This is a genomic window from Pseudonocardia adelaidensis, assembly GCF_039543345.1.
Taxonomy (GTDB): domain Bacteria; phylum Actinomycetota; class Actinomycetes; order Mycobacteriales; family Pseudonocardiaceae; genus Pseudonocardia; species Pseudonocardia adelaidensis.
On record NZ_BAABJO010000027.1, the window covers coordinates 92095 to 106644 of the forward strand.

A 14550-nucleotide genomic window follows, 5' to 3' on the forward strand; every position below is an offset into this window, starting at 1 on the left:
CCAGGTCCTTTCGGGGGTTCGGTTCAGGCGTGGGAAGTCGCGTGGGAATTCGTGGTGCGTGATCGCCAGGCGCCCCACAGCTCGGCGTACCGGCCGCCGGCCGCGAGTAGCTCGGAATGGGTGCCGGCCTCGACGACGTGTCCGTGCTCGAGCACGATCACGCGGTCGGCGGACGCGGCCTGGGTGAGGCGGTGGGCCACGACCAAGGTCGTGCGGCCCGTCGTCGCGGCGGCCGCCGCCTGCTCCAGCCCGCGTGCGCCCCGGCTCCCCGCCTCCGCGGTGGCCTCGTCGAGGATCGCCACCGCCGGATCGCGCAGCACCAACCTCGCCAGCGCGAGCTGCTGCGCCTGGGCCGCGGTGAGGTCGCGGCCGCCCTCCCCCACCCGGGTCTCGATCCCCTCGGGCAGGGCGTCGACCCAGCCGAGGGCGTCGACGCACGCCAGCGCCGCCCGCACCTCGTCGACCCTGGCGTCCGGCCGGGCCAGCCGGACGTCGTCGGCGAGCGGCCCGGCGAACACGTGCACCTCCTGGCTGATGATCGCCACCTGGCCGCGCACCTGGTCCGGGGTGAGCTCGCGCAGCGGCACCCCGCCGAGGCGCACCGAGCCGCCGGAGGGTACGAGCAGCCCGGCGGCGATGGCCGCGAGGGTGGTCTTCCCGGCGCCGGTGGAGCCGACGAGTGCGACCCGCTCCCCCGGCTCGATCCGGAGGGTCACACCGTGGAGCACCGCGACGCCGGGCTCGTAGCCGAACACGATGTCGGTCAGCTCCAGCGAGGAGTCGGCCGGCAGGCGGGCCGGCCTGAGTGCGGCGGGTGCGTCCTCTGGGATGCGCACCACCCCGACGAGCCGGGCCAGGCCCGCGCCCGCCGACTGCACCTCGTCGAAGCTGTGCAGCACCGTGCCGACGGGGTCGAAGAGGCGGTGGAAGAGCAGCGCCGCCGCCGTGGCCGCGCCGACGGTGACCATCCCCTCCCGAACCAGCAGGAAGCCGGCGACCAGCACCACCGAGAGGCCCACGAACTCGGCCCGGTTGGTGCGGCCCACGAAGCGGGTGAAGAGCGTGACGATCCCGATCGACAGGTCGCGGGCGCGGGCGGCGGCGGCGTCGATCTCCGCGAGGTGCTGCCGCTCCAGGCCGTAGGCGTGCACCGTGCGCGCCCCGACCATGCTCTCCATCAGCGCCTGCGACCGGGCCGCCACCGCCTTGCGCTGGTCGGCGTACATCGGGGCCGACCGCGGCAGGTACCACCGCAGGCCCAGGACGTACAGCGGCACGGCCGTCAGCCCGGCGAGCCCGAGCCGCCAGTCCAGCCCCGTCATCGCGGCGATGCCGAGCACGGCCACCAGCAGCGACGAGAGCACCTTGGGCAGCACCTCGGTGACCGCGCGGCCGATGGTGTTGACGTCGTCGCCGATGCGCGAGAGCAGGTCGCCCTTGCCCGCCTTCTCGACCACGGCGTTCGGCAGTGTCAGCGCCCGCTGCACGACCCGTTCCCGCAGCGTGGCCAGCACGGTCTCGCCGAGCCTGCTCGTCAGGTAGGTGGATGCCCCGGAGCTGATCCCGCCGACGACCGCGGCGACGACCAGCACGATGGCGATGGTGCCCAGCGACGAGGCCGCCTCGTGGCCGCTGACCCGGTCGACGAGCTCACCGAAGACGTAGGCCGGCAGGACGGCGGCGGCCGCTGCGACGAGCCCGACGCCCACGGTGACCGCGACCAGCGTGAGGTGCCTGCGCAGCTCCGCGAACAGCCATGCCCAGGACTCGCGCGGGCCGGCGATGGGGAGGAGGTCGGCCATCAGCGCAGCACCGCCTTGCGGTACTCGCCGTCGCGGTCGGCCAGCTCGTCGTGGGTGCCGGCGGTGCGCACCGCTCCGCCCTCGACCACGACGACCCGGTCGACGGTGGCGAGCAGGATCGGGCTGCAGGTGACCAGCACCGTGGTGAACGTGTGCCCCGGCCCGTGGCGCAGCGCCGACAGGCCCCGCGCGACCGCGTGCTCGGTGACCGAGTCGACGGCGGTGGTGGGGTCGTGCAGCACCAGGACCGGCGGCCGGGCGTGCAGCGCCCGAGCCAGCGCCAACCGCTGCCGCTGACCGCCCGAGAGGCTGGCGCCCCGCTCCGTGACCTCGGTGTGCAGCCCGCCCGCGTGCACGTCGACCACGTCGTGCGCAGCGGAGGCGCGCAGCACGGGATCGAGATCGGCGGGATCGCCGTCCGCGCCCGCCGTGATGTTCGAGAGCAGGGTGCCGGTGAAGATGTCGGTGTTGTGCGGCTCGACCAGCAGCGCGGCCCGCGCGGCGCGGTGCTCGACCGACGCCAGGTCGGCGCCGCCGATCGCGATCGTGCCGCGGTAGTCCTCCGGGGCGACCCGGCCCGACAGCACCGCCACGAGCGCCTCCGCGTCGGCGGCCCGCGGCGCGACGACGCCCACGAGCTCTCCCGGCGCCACCGCGAGGTCGAGGCCGTCGAGGCCGCCGTAGCGCAGGTCGGCGATGTCGAGGCCGTACGGCGGGGCGTCCAGCGTGCGCTGCCCCTCCGGCACGAGCGGCGGCGCCGACAGCACCAGCGCCACCCGGTTGGCCGACGCCCTGGCCTCGGCGACCCAGCTGGGCACGACGGTCAGCTGGACGAGCGGCTCGACGAGGAACTGCGCGAGCCCGATCACCGTGACGAACTGCCCGATGCTGAGCACGCCGTCGAGCGCCAGGAAGCCCGCCGCGACGGCGATGCCCGCGGCCAGCAGGTTGCTGATCGTCGCCGAGATCCCCTCGAAGCCGCGTTGCGTGCGCGCCGCGCGCAGGGTGGCCCGCAGCGAGCGCCTGCTGACGTCCCGGTACCGCTGCGTCGCGGCGTCCTGCGCGCCGATGCCGCGCAGCGGCCGCAGCCCCGAGACCAGGTCGGTGGCCACCGAGGCGGCTTCACCCGCTGTCTCCTGCTGGTGCTGGATCCGCCGCGTGATGAGCGGGGTGCCCAGGTGCAGCAACAGCAGCACGAGCGGGGTGCCGAGCACGACGGCGAGCCCGAGCGGAACGTTGATCAGCAGCAGGGTGACGGCGCACACCGCCGTGGCGGTGACCGAAGCGACGATGCGGGGGATGTAGTCCAGCAGGTACGACGCGTTGTCCGCGTCACTGCTGGAGATCGTGAGCAGCTCACCGGTCCGCAGGTCGGTGCGGATGCCGCGCGGCTGCAGGATCCGCCCGGCGACCGCGACCCGCAGGGCGTAGCCCTCGCCCGCCTCCGCGTAGGTGAGCAACCGGGCGCCGAACCGCCACATGAGCGACAGCACCACGAAGAGGACGGCCAGCACCGCGACCCACCGGACCAGCGCCCCGACGTCGCCCGTGGCCACCGCCCGGTCGATGATCACACCGATGACCACGGGTACCAGCGCCTCGCAGATCTGGTGCCCGCCGTACATCGCCGACCCCGCGGTCAGCCAGCGGCGGTTGCGGCGGATCCCGTCGAGCAGAACTCGCGAACCGGTCGTCGCCATCGGCTACGCGCGGTCCCGGGCCGGCACCAGCGACTCGGTGATCGACTGCAGGATCTCGGCGGAACGCACCGCGATGTTGGACAGCAACGACGAGGTGAGCCCGTGCGTGTGCTCGGTGCCGCCCTGGAGGTAGATGTTCCCCGAGAGACGCTCCGAGGCCTGCAGCCGGTAGTCCCGCGTGACCTGCGGCCCGTCGAGGACGCGCGGGTCGTAGAGCTCCCCGAGGATGTCGCGCAGCGGCATCGGGTCGAACCCGGTGGCGTACACCACGGCGTCGCAGTCGAGCGTGGTCACCCGCCGCGTCGGCTTGTGGACGACCTCCACCCGCACCCCGGCCGGATCCTCCCGCACGGTGCGCACGCTCGATGCGCCGTGCACGAAGAGGCGCCGCTGGCCGGAGACCCGCTCGGCGTACTCCCGCCGGTAGAGGCTCTCGATCAGCGGGAGGTCGACGCACGAGTAGTTCGTCGATCTGTGGTATTCGAGCAGTTGCCTGCGCACTCCGGGATCGGCGGAGTAGAAGTCGTCGACCGCCGCGGGATCGAAGACGCGGTTCGCGAACGGGCTGTCGTCGGCCGGGCTGTAGCCGTAGCGCGCGAAGACGCCGTGCACTTCGGCGCCGCCGAATCGGCCGTGCAGATACTCGGTGACCTCCGCCGCGCTCTGGCCGGCGCCGACGACCACGAATCGCTGGTGCCGCGGTTCCGGCAGCTCGTCGAGGTGGTCGAGCAACCGGTGGTTGTGGAACTGCCGCATCGACGGTTCCACCCCGTCCGGCAGGCGCGGGGCCAATCCGCCGGCGAGTACGACGTTGCGCGCGGGGAGTGCGACCGATCCGTCGGGCCCTTCCACGTCGACCTCGAACCGCCCGCCGCCGTCCCGGACCGCGACCGCCCTGGTGCCGTATCGCACCTGCGCCGAGACCGATTCCGCCGCCCACGACAGATAGTCGTGGAACTCGAGCCGGGTGGGGAAGAACGTCTGGTGGTTGATGAAGTCGATGAGCCGGTCCCGCTCGGCCAGGTAGTTCACGAAGCTGTAGCGACTGCGCGCATTGCGCTGGGTGGCGAGGTCCTTCAAGAAGGAGATCTGCATCGTGGTGCCGGGGAGGAGCATCCCGGTGTGCCACCCGAACTGCTTCTTGACCTCGACGAACTCGGCCCGTACCGGCCGCCGCGGGCCCCTCGCGTTGTACTCCTCGATCGCGATGGCGAGGCCGAGGTTGGACGGTCCGAAGCCGACTCCCACGAGGTCCAAGGGCTCGTCGCCCTCGCCGTGCGGCCCCACGATCCCCGGAGGCACCGCCTCCTCGGACATGACGAGCGACATGATCACCTTTCCCCCGAGCTGAGCTTAGCCTAGCCTAAGTAGCAGGCTCGTCAACGGCGCTTGCTGAACGTCACCTCCGGCCACCCCTCACCGGGCGCCACGGGACGGCTACGGTTTCTACCCGCTCAAGTGAGGTAATGCTAGCCTCACTCAACGTCTCGAAGGGGTGTCGATGCGACCGAGCCACGGAGTTCTCGCACGGGTGGGTCTCTCACGGGTGGGCGCGACGTTCGTCGCATTGCTGGTCGCGACGGGTATGGCGACCGGCTGCGGCTCCTCGTCGACGGACACCGCGGATACGGATGCAACGGTCACCATCTCGCACAAGTTCGGCGAGACGAAGGTGCCGGAGAACCCGGCCCGGGTTGTCACCGTCGGCTGGAACGACCAGGACTTCGTGCTGGCACTGGGCATCGTCCCGGTCGTGAGCCGCGCCTGGTTCGACAACTACGACAACTACCCGTGGGTCCAGGAGGCCACCGGCGGAAAGGGCGTCCCGACCCTCAGCGGCGAAGGAATCCAGTACGAGGACATCGCGGCGGCGAAACCCGACGTGATCTTCGCCATCTACGAGACGATCGACCGGCCGACCTACGACCGGCTCTCCCAGATCGCACCCACGGTGATCCAGTCCGGCGACTACCCGGACGAGGAGACCCCGTGGAACGAGCAGCTCCTCCGCACCGGCAAGGCGTTGGGCAAGGACGCCGAGGCGCAGGCCCTCGCCGACCAGGTGAACGCCAGGATCGACGAGGCCAGGGCCGCGAACCCCGGCTTCGCCGGGAAGGTCCTCGTCGAGGACTTCGGCCCGGAGAACGGCGGGCACTATCTCATCGGCGAGGGCGACCCGCGCCGCGCCCTCTTCGACGCGCTCGGTTTCGCGGCCCAGGACACCACGGGCGACGTCAGCGAGGAGAACGTGTCGCTGCTGGACCGCGACGTGCTGTTCGTCAACGGGGCCACCGAGGAGCAGATGACGGCGTCCCCGGTGTTCGCCCGGCTGAACGTCGTGAAGGAGGACCGCACCCTCTACACCACGTTCGACTCCAACCTGAGCGGCGCGCTGTCCTACAGCGGCCCCAAGGCCCTGCTGTACGCGCTGGACCAGCTGGTGCCGCAGCTGTCGAACGCAGTCAACGGACGGCCGATCGCCGACCTGTCGCACGCCTGACAGCCGTCGGCTCGATCAGCTGGGCACTTCCGACCACGGCCGAACACCCTCGACCGCGACCAGGTCAGCTGTCACCGATGTCCCGAGACGTCCTTGTCACCGATGTGTACGCGCACCTGATCACCGAGCGCCGGGCCGGTGCACTCAGCCGGCGGTGATCCGGTCTGTCGGCGGCGGGGCGACGGGACGGTGGGCGCCGAGGTAGGCGGCGAGCGCATCCACGTCCGCGCCACCGACGACGTCGTTGGTGGCCTGCGTGAACACCGAGAACCCGTCCCCGCCACCGGCGAGGAAGCTGTTCACCGTGATCCGGTAGGTCGCGCCGGGGTCGACCGGCACCCCTCCGATCGTGATCCCGTCGACCTTCGTGCCGCTGCACGGGTCGGCGGCGGTTCCGGGAGCTCCGGCCTGCCGCACGGCGTAGCGCACGCCGGCCGAGGGCTGCAGCACCCGCTCGGTGACGAACTGCTGCTCGAGCAGGCAGTCCAGCTGGGCACCGGTCAGGTCCAGCGTGGTCACGTAGTTGCCGAACGGTTGGACGGTGAACGCCTCCTCGTACGTCACGGGTCCGGCGTCGAGGTCGGCCCGTACACCGCCGGGGTTCATGAAGGCGGCGACGGCCCCCTGCTCGTCGTCGGTGGCGGCGAGCTGGGCGTCGGCGATGAGGTCGCCCAGCGGGGACTCACCGGTGGGGCCCGCGGTCCGGGTGATCGGCGCGCTGGTCTCGCCCACCTCCTTCCCCGCGACCGGTCCGAGCAGGGCCCGGTAACGCCCGATCAGCTCCTTCTGCGCGGCGTCGGGGGCCACGTCGCGGCCGACGACGACGTTGCGGGCATGCGCCTCGACGACGTCGCCCGACGACGGGTCGACGCGCAGGTCGATGTCGGTGACCAGCCGGCCGAACGAGCTCGCGCTGGTGACCACGCGGCCGTCGAGCACGCAGTTGTAGGCCTGGTGGGTGTGCCCGCTGACCACGACGTCGATGGCGTCGGAGAAGCCGCCGACGATGTCCACGATCGGCCCGGTGAGGTTCGCGCAGTCGTTGATCCCCCCGCCGCCTGCCTGGGTGCCGCCCTCGTGCAGGAGCACGACGATGGCCTGCACCCCCTGCTCCTGCAGCTCGGCGGCGTAGCGGTTGGCGGTCTCCGCCTCGTCGCCGAAGTCCAGGCCCGCGACGCCGGACTGCGTGACGATGTCGGGCGTGCCCTCCAGCGTCATCCCGATGAAGCCGATGCGCACGCCCTGCACCTCGCGGATCGCGTACGGCGGCAGCAGCGGCTCCCCCGACGCGGTGACGAACGCGTTGGCGGACAGGTACTGGAACCCGGCGCCGGCGTAGGGGTGCGCGGGATCGGCGCAGCCGTCGACCGGGTGGCACCCGCCGTTCTGGATGCGCAGCAGCTCGCCCGCGCCCTCGTCGAACTCGTGGTTGCCGACGCTCGCCAGGTCGAGGCCAGCCAGCCCGAGCGCCTCGATCGTCGGCTCGTCGTGGAACGCCGCCGAGAGCAGCGGGGACGCGCCGATGAGGTCGCCCGCCGCGACGGTGAGGGTGTCGGGCCGCTGCACCTGCTCGGCCAGCAGGCGCAGCTGGGTGGCGAGGTACTCGACACCACCCGCGTCGACGCCGTCGATCTTCCCGCTGGACCCGCCGGGCGGCTCGAGGTTGCCGTGGAAGTCGTTCAGCGCGAGCAGCTGCACGTCCACGGGCGGGCGCGCGCTTCCGCGGGGGATCACGAGCGCCGCCGCCACCACGGCGACGGCCGCGAGACCGACTGCGATCAGCAGGGACCGGCGGGAGACCGACCATCGGGGCATGTGCTGATCATTCCGCAGAGCCCGCGATCAGCCGAGGGCGAGCAGCAGCCCCGCCGTCCCGAGCCGGGGCAGGTCGACCGCGACCGTCTCGCCCTCCACCGCCAGCTCGTCCCGCCGGTCGCCCAGGTACGTCGCCGTCCACGCCGCGGACACCGGCACCGCGACGCGCACCCGCACCGCCACCGGCTCCTCGGCGTAGGACTGCAACCGCAGCAGCACGCCGCCCTCGGCGCCGGAGACGGAGACCAGCCGGACGCGGTCGTCGTCCAGCTCCACGAGCGATCGCTCCGGTGCAGGCTCGGCCGTGGCGGGCCCCGCGGCGAGCACGCCGTGCACGGGCTGGGTGAGGTCCGCGGCCGTCCGGATGCCGAGCCCGGACGGTGAGATCCGCTCGTCCGCACGGCGCACACCCACCGCGTAGCGCACGGACGCGGTGAAGCCCTGCTGTGACGGGAAGTTGGTGTCCCACACGTTGTTGTGCACCCACGAGTAGACGGTGGCGGGCTCGCGCGGGGTGGTGGAGTCCGGGAACGGCGCGTAGGGCAGCGCGATCGTCTCCGGGTGCACGAGCGGCGCCTCGTCGGTGGCCCAGGCGACGGCGTGGTCGCCGTCGGCGATGCTCACCCAGTTCCGCACCGCGCGCATGTGCTGCGGGGCGCCGGGCACGTGGTCGAGACCGTCGCCGGTGAGCGCGCCCGTGATCTCGTACCGGACGGTCGGGTCGTCCGCCGCGAACGGGAACGCGAAGAACGCGCTCTCCTTCGTCATCGTCAGCGGCTTGGACAGCCGGTTCTCGATGTCGAGGCGGGGCTGGTCGCGACCCAGGCGCAGCGTGGTGCGGGCCCAGCGCACCCCGTCGGCCGCGTACTCGTAGACGAGCCGCTGCTCCACACCCGCGTCGGCCTGGGCCCAGTGGTCCCAGGCCGGCGAGAGGTTCGTGAGGACGTTGCCGGGCGCCGGCCGGGTGTAGGTCCCCCGGGCACACCGGGTGCGCGCTGGGGCGTCGCGATCCCCGGCCCGTTCGACTACGCCGCAGGCGTCGGCCGCTTCGCGGGCGTCGGCAAGTTCGACGCGCTGCGCGGCGTGGCGCTCGGCGAGATCCTCGCGAAGGAGCTGGACGCGGCGGACGTGGTGTTCCTCAACGACGCCCACGCGTTCGGCATCGGCGAGTGGCGGGCCGGCACGGCACGCGGCCACGACCGGGTGCTGGTGCTGACCCTGGGCACCGGCGTCGGAAGCTGCTTCCTCGACCGCGGCACCCCGGTCTCCTCGGGTCCCGACGTCCCGCCCGAGGGGCGGGCGGACCTGCTCACCATCGACGGGGCCCCGCTCGAGGAGACGGTCTCCCGGCGGGCGCTCCTGGCCAGGGCCGGGGCGGGCCCCGGCGTGGACGTGCGGGATCTCGCCGAGCGGGCCCGGGCGGGCGACACCGCCACCGAGAGCCTGTTCACCGACGCCTTCGCCGCCCTCGGCCGCGCCGTGGCGCCGTGGGCACGGCGTTTCGGGGCCTCCCTCGTCGTCGTGGGCGGGGCGATCGCGGCATCATGGGACCTGGTGGCCGCCCCGCTGCACGCGGGCCTGTCCGACGGCCGGGCCGAGCTCCCGGTCGTCCCGGCGTCCTCGGGTCACGCCGGCCTCGTCGGCGCCGCCTGGTGGGCCCACCGGTTCTGAGGAGGAACGGCGTGTCGTCGATGGCGCCCGGACGCACCCCGACCATGCGGGACGTCGCCGCGCACGCCGCGGTGAGCCCGATGACGGTCTCCCGCACCCTGCGCGGCGACCCCCGGGTGTCCCCCGAGATGCGCGCGCGGGTGCTCGCGTCCGTCGAGGCGCTGCGCTACCGCCGCAACGACCTGGCGCGGGGGCTGCGCACCGGCCGGTCCAGCGGCCTGCTCGGCCTCGTGGTCACCAACCTGTCCAACCCGTTCTACTCGGAGCTCGCGCTCGGCGTGGAGGGCCTCGCCTCGGTCAACGGGATGCGCGTGGTGATCGGCAACACCGGCGGTGACGTCGACCGGGAGCGGCAGCTGGTCGACGACATGGCCTCGCGGCGCGTGGACGGGATCATCGTGGTGCCCGCGGGCAACGACCACGCCCACCTCGACCCCGCCGGGCTGCACGGGCTGCCGGTCGTGCTGGCCACCCGCCCGCCGACCGGCCTGGACGTCGACTGCGTGGTCGTCGACGACTTCGGCGGCAGCCGCAGCGCCACCGCCGCCCTGGTCGCGCAGGGCCACCGCCGCATCGGTTTCCTCGGCCTCGGCCGATCGCTGTGGACCGGTGCCGAGCGGCTGCGCGGCCACTGCGCCGCCCTCGAGGAGGCCGGCCTCCCCGTCGAGGACGCGCTGCTGCGCAGCGTGGCGCCGGACGCGGGCGCCGCGGAGGCCGTCGCACTGGAACTGCTCGCCGCCGACGACCCGCCCACCGCCCTGTTCGCGGCGAACAACCGCAACACCGTGGGCGCGTACCGCGCGATCGCCGAGACCGGGTCGCCCGCGGCCCTCGCCGGCTTCGACGACCTCCCCCTCGCCGACCTGTTCGCCGCCCCGATCAGCGTGGTGACCTACGACACCGGCGAGGTGGGCAGGCGCGCCGCCGAGCTGCTGCTGGAGCGCATCGCCGATGAGGAGCCGCCCGCGCACGCTCGGCTCGTGACGATCGGGACGACCCTCAAGCGGTACCGCCCGTTGCGCGGGCCGGGCTGAGCACGTCGCCGGCCGCGCCGCGCAGCCTCTTGACGAGGCCGACGACGTCGGCCGGGGGCCGGTCCCCACGCCACGCGACGTGCTGGTCCTCCCGGCAGATGACGAAGTCGTGGCGGTACTCCGGTCGGCGCAGGCTCGCCGGGACCTCGACGACGGCGAGCGGGACACCTGCGGCCGCGAACGCGGCAGTCAACGGGGTGAGCGCGGCCGGGTCGCCGAAGCACAGCAGCGTGTAGCCCGGCCCGAACGCGTCGTACACCGACCGGCCGTCGTCGAGCCAGAAGTGCGGCGCGCGGCAGCCGGGCACCGTGGACGGCGTGAAGGATCCCATCGAGTAGGCCGGTGCCTCCTCGCCGTCGTAGCTGATGATCGGGGATGCGTCGTAGACGTAACCGAAGTTGAGGCCCGCGGCGGCGAACTGCTGGACGTTCAGGTCGTAGGCCTCCCGCCCGAGCCGCTCCCTGGCGACGCGGCCGGCCTCGGACTCCTCCTCGATGGTGTCCGGGATGCGCGAGCGCACGAGCTTCTGCTGGTGGCTCATCGCGAACCGGGACACCTGGTCGGTGATCGGCAGGCGCTCGGCCTCGTAGGCGTCGAGGATCCCGATGCCGGCCCAGCCCTGCAGGTGGGCGCCCAGCAGCCAGGTGAGGTTGAGCGCGTCGGCGATCCCGGCGTTCATGCCGTACCCGGCGTAGGGCACCCACAGGTGGCAGGCGTCCCCGCAGAGGAAGACACGGTCTCTCCGGAACCGGTTCGCGACCAGCCGCCGGGCCGTCCAGTCCTCGTGCGAGACGACCTCGTACTCGAACCGCTCGTCGACGCCCAGGATCGTCCGGATCGCCCCGTCCCGATCGACCGGCTCGTGGGCGATCTCCTCGGCGGAGAGGTGGTTGTGGACGAGGAACACCTCACGCCCGTCGATGGCGTAGACGTGGCCGTTGCGACGGGGGTTGAACGTGTAGTACCCCCAGGCCGGCGCGCCGGGCATGAGGCCGTAGAGCCCCGGGGCGCGGATGCAGGTGGACTGCACGTTCTGGAGCACGGCGTCGCCGGAGAGCGTCGCGCCGATCTGCTTGCGGACGCTCGAGCGGGCCCCGTCCGCGCCGATGAGGAACGCCGCCCGGATGGTGCGCTCTCCTCCCCCGTCGACGTCGCCGATCACCGCATCGACGCCGCCGCCATCCTGGGTGAGCCGGTGGAACCGCGTCTCGTTGAGCAGGGTGACGTGCGGCAGCCCGGCGACGTGCTCGGCGAGCAGCGGCTCGAGGAACGTCTGGTTGATGCGATGCGGAGGCTCCGGGGTCGGCCACGACGTGTCCGGGCCGACCGTCGAGCCGATGCGGTCCCTGCGCGACGGGATCAGGATCCGGCCGATCTCCGCCCCGGTCAGCACGGTGCGGAACGAGATGTCGTGCGGGTAGTCGGCGGGCAGGCCCGCGTCGCGGACCTTCGCCGCGACCCCGAGCCGGCGGAACCGCTCCATCGTGCGGGCCGAGACGTGGTTGGACTTGACGCTCGGCGGCTCCAGGAAGGCCCGCGCCTCGACGACGATCGTGGAGATCCCACGGGCGTCGAGGTCCATGGCCGCCGTCAGCCCCACCGGCCCCGCCCCGACGATGAGGACGTCGGCGTCGGTCGTGCGTGTCATCGTTCTCCAGATCGTTCTCTACTCGATCGCGGCGAGGTCCCGCCGACGCCCCTCGGCCGCAGCGAGCACGGCCAGCAGGCACACCAGGAGCGCCGCGATCCACACGCCCCCGAGCAACGCGATCCCGCCGGTGGCCGCCACGAGCGCGCTCGCGATCATCGGCGTGAACCCCGCGCCGATCGTCGAGGCGGCCTGGAAGCACAGGGACGAGCCGGTGAACCGCACGGCGGTCGGGAAGAGCTCGGCCAGGAACGCGGCGAGCGGGCCGAGGATGACGCCCTGGATGCCCTGCCCGACCGTCACCGCCACGGTGAACCCGACCACGGTGCCCGACTGCACGAGCAGCAGCAGCGGGAAGGCGAACAGCATCGCCGCGACGATCCCGGCGGTGAGGATCGGCTTTCGCCCGAACCGGTCGCACAGCCGGGCGCTGACCAGACACATCACGAACATCGCAACGGCTGCGAGGGTCTTCGAGTTGAGCACACCGGTCTTCTCCGCCCCCTGCTGAACCGCGTAGCTGACCGCCCAGACGCTCGCGATCCCCGACACCGTGAGCTGGCTCATCGCGACGAGGATCCCGAGCACGAGGTTGCGGGGGTGGCGCGTGAGGACGTCGACGATCGGGATGCGACGCCGCTGCGCCTCGGCCTCGAAGCGCTGGAAGAGCGGGCTCTCGGCGACCTTCAGCCGGATCACCAGCCCGATGCTCACGAGGACGACACTCAACAGGAACGGGATGCGCCAGCCCCACGCGAAGAACTGCTCGTCGGGCAGCAGCGTCGCCGCGGCCACGGCGCCGGCGGCGAGCATCGACCCGGCCGGGGCACCGAGGTTCGCGAAGGACGCGGCGAACCCGCGCTTGCCACCCGGTGCGTGCTCGAGGGCGATGAGCATGGCCCCGCCCCACTCGCCGCCGACGGCGAGCCCCTGCAGCATCCGCAACACGATCAGCAGGACGGGCGCCACGGTGCCGACCTGCGCCGTCGTCGGCAGCAGGCCGATGATCGTCGTGGCGATCCCCATGGTGACCATCGACGTCACCAGCACGCCCTTGCGGCCGATCCGGTCGCCGAAGTGGCCGAAGATCGCACCTCCGACCGGGCGCGCCACGTAGCCCGCGGCGAGGGTGCCGAACGACGCGAACGTGGCGATCGCAGGACTCAGGTCGGTGAAGAACACCTCGGAGAAGACGACGGCGGCCGCCGTCGCGTACAGCATGAAGTCGTAGAACTCGATCGCGCTCCCGATGAAGCTCGACGCGAGGATGCGCCGCATCGGGCCGCTGGTGAGGCTGTCGTCCCGCCCGGTTGGCGCCGTCGAGGGCGCCACGGACCTGCTTCTCATCGTTGAGCCTCTCGCCGTGGGTCGACCCACTATGGGCGGTGCGCCTCACGTGCGACAATCACAAGTATTTCGACAATTTGTTCAGAGAGGCTGAAGTGCCCGACTTCACGCTCCGCCAGCTGGAGTACTTCGCAGCCGTCGTCGAGGAGGGTTCGGTCACCGACGCCGCGCGACGGCTGCGCGTCTCCCCCGGCGGCGTGTCCGTGGCGATCACCGAGCTCGAGAGCTGCCTCAAGGTCCAGCTCACGCTGCGGCGCCGGGGCAAGGGCGTCACCGTCACCCCCGCCGGGCGGTGGGTCTACGAGCACGCCAGCGCCGTGCTCGAACGGTCCGCGGACATCGGCGCCGTCGCCCGGATCGCCCGCGGCGAGCTGGCGGGCCCCCTGCGGATCGGCTGCTTCACCACCCTCTCCCCATGGCTGTTCCCGCGCATCGCCGCCTGGTTCGCCGAGCACCACCCGGGCATCGACGTGCAGCTCGTCGAGGACGCATCCACCGTCCTGCAGGATCGGCTGCGGACCGGCGACCTCGATGCCGTCCTCATCTACTCCAACCACCTCGTGCACGGCATGACCAGCGAGGAGATCGCGCCCGTGCGGCTCCAGCTCGCGGTCTCGCCCGACCACCGCCTCGCCGGGCTCGACGAGGTGCCCCTGCGCGAGCTCGAGAACGAGACCGCGATCCTGCTCGGGTTGCAGCCCGCCACCGGGCACGTGGAGGACATCCTGCGCTCCGCGGGCTTCGAACCAGAGGTGCGCTGGCGCAGCACCAACGTCGAGACCATCCGCTCGATGGTCGCCCGCGGCCTCGGCTACACGATCATCATGGGCCGCCCGTACGGCGACCGCACCTACGACGGCCTCCCCCTCGCGTACCGCCGCATCGCCGACGACGTGCCGGCCAACAGCGTCGTGCTCGCCTATCCCGAGGGCACCGTCCCCACCGCCAAGGTGCGCACCCTCGTCACGTTCTGCAAGCGGGAGTTCGCCGGCGAGGGGCAGCCGATGCTGTGAGCCCTCGGCGCTGCGAGACC

Annotated in this window: 11 protein-coding genes; 4 read left to right on the forward strand and 7 right to left on the reverse strand. The window is 72.6% G+C overall.

Features of this window, described 5'->3' with window-relative positions; genetic code table 11:
• Positions 1–23 precede the first annotated feature (23 nt).
• Genes ABEA81_RS29850 through ABEA81_RS29860 form a run of 3 tightly spaced genes read right to left on the reverse strand, consistent with a single transcriptional unit; the run spans position 24 to position 4831 of the window.
• Positions 24–1802: an ABC transporter ATP-binding protein gene (locus ABEA81_RS29850; protein WP_345609534.1), complete on the reverse strand. Its 1779-nt coding sequence runs from the start codon at positions 1800–1802 to the stop codon at positions 24–26.
• Positions 1802–3502 (reverse strand): ABC transporter ATP-binding protein, encoded by a 1701-nt coding sequence (locus ABEA81_RS29855; protein WP_345609536.1) that lies wholly within the window; start codon positions 3500–3502, stop codon positions 1802–1804. Before ABEA81_RS29855 ends, ABEA81_RS29850 begins: the two co-directional genes overlap by 1 nt.
• Before the next feature lie 3 nt (positions 3503–3505).
• A complete protein-coding gene (locus ABEA81_RS29860) occupies positions 3506–4831 on the reverse strand; it encodes a lysine N(6)-hydroxylase/L-ornithine N(5)-oxygenase family protein (RefSeq protein ID WP_345609538.1) in 1326 nt (441 codons plus the stop codon).
• Positions 4832–5033: 202 nt separating this feature from the next.
• Here ABEA81_RS29860 and ABEA81_RS29865 point away from each other — a divergent pair, with 202 nt between their 5' ends.
• Positions 5034–6002 carry an ABC transporter substrate-binding protein gene (locus ABEA81_RS29865; RefSeq protein WP_345609540.1) on the forward strand — a complete coding sequence of 323 codons (969 nt, stop codon included), beginning with the start codon at positions 5034–5036 and terminating at the stop codon, positions 6000–6002.
• A gap of 144 nt (positions 6003–6146) precedes the next feature.
• On the opposite strand, the gene ABEA81_RS29870 is transcribed toward ABEA81_RS29865, so the two are convergent.
• Both ABEA81_RS29870 and ABEA81_RS29875 read right to left on the reverse strand, forming a co-directional pair.
• Positions 6147–7817: a bifunctional metallophosphatase/5'-nucleotidase gene (locus ABEA81_RS29870; RefSeq protein ID WP_345609542.1), complete on the reverse strand. Its 1671-nt coding sequence runs from the start codon at positions 7815–7817 to the stop codon at positions 6147–6149.
• A gap of 27 nt (positions 7818–7844) precedes the next feature.
• Positions 7845–8708 carry a hypothetical protein gene (locus ABEA81_RS29875; protein WP_345609544.1) on the reverse strand — a complete coding sequence of 288 codons (864 nt, stop codon included), beginning with the start codon at positions 8706–8708 and terminating at the stop codon, positions 7845–7847.
• A 21-nt stretch (positions 8709–8729) separates the two neighbouring features.
• On the opposite strand from ABEA81_RS29875, the gene ABEA81_RS29880 reads away from it, so the two are divergent.
• On the forward strand, positions 8730–9488 hold the full coding sequence (locus tag ABEA81_RS29880; protein ID WP_345609546.1) for an ROK family protein: 759 nt from the start codon (positions 8730–8732) through the stop codon (positions 9486–9488).
• A 20-nt stretch (positions 9489–9508) separates the two neighbouring features.
• Entirely contained in the window at positions 9509–10522 is a 1014-nt protein-coding gene (locus ABEA81_RS29885) for a LacI family DNA-binding transcriptional regulator (RefSeq protein WP_345609602.1), read from the forward strand.
• Here the strand turns inward: ABEA81_RS29885 and ABEA81_RS29890 are convergent.
• Together ABEA81_RS29890 and ABEA81_RS29895 are read right to left on the reverse strand one after the other, a co-directional pair.
• Positions 10488–12170, reverse strand: a complete 1683-nt coding sequence (locus ABEA81_RS29890; protein ID WP_345609548.1) for an FAD-dependent oxidoreductase — start codon at positions 12168–12170, stop codon at positions 10488–10490. The genes ABEA81_RS29885 and ABEA81_RS29890 overlap by 35 nt on opposite strands.
• 18 nt (positions 12171–12188) lie before the next feature.
• Positions 12189–13502, reverse strand: coding sequence for an MFS transporter (locus ABEA81_RS29895; RefSeq protein WP_345609550.1), 1314 nt, complete (start codon positions 13500–13502; stop codon positions 12189–12191).
• Between the two features lie 110 nt (positions 13503–13612).
• Here ABEA81_RS29895 and ABEA81_RS29900 point away from each other — a divergent pair, with 110 nt between their 5' ends.
• Positions 13613–14530, forward strand: a complete 918-nt coding sequence (locus tag ABEA81_RS29900) for a LysR substrate-binding domain-containing protein (protein WP_345609552.1) — start codon at positions 13613–13615, stop codon at positions 14528–14530.
• Positions 14531–14550 lie beyond the last annotated feature (20 nt).

Excerpts from the sequence above, each read along its gene's own strand:
- ABEA81_RS29885 (WP_345609602.1), top strand. The coding sequence starts at position 9,509 with ATGGCGCCCGGACGCACCCCGACCATGCGGGACGTCGCCGCGCACGCC.
- ABEA81_RS29870 (WP_345609542.1), bottom strand. The coding sequence starts at position 7,817 with ATGCCCCGATGGTCGGTCTCCCGCCGGTCCCTGCTGATCGCAGTCGGT.
- ABEA81_RS29850 (WP_345609534.1), bottom strand. The coding sequence starts at position 1,802 with ATGGCCGACCTCCTCCCCATCGCCGGCCCGCGCGAGTCCTGGGCATGG.
- ABEA81_RS29860 (WP_345609538.1), bottom strand. The coding sequence starts at position 4,831 with ATGTCGCTCGTCATGTCCGAGGAGGCGGTGCCTCCGGGGATCGTGGGG.
- ABEA81_RS29855 (WP_345609536.1), bottom strand. The coding sequence starts at position 3,502 with ATGGCGACGACCGGTTCGCGAGTTCTGCTCGACGGGATCCGCCGCAAC.
- ABEA81_RS29890 (WP_345609548.1), bottom strand. The coding sequence starts at position 12,170 with ATGACACGCACGACCGACGCCGACGTCCTCATCGTCGGGGCGGGGCCG.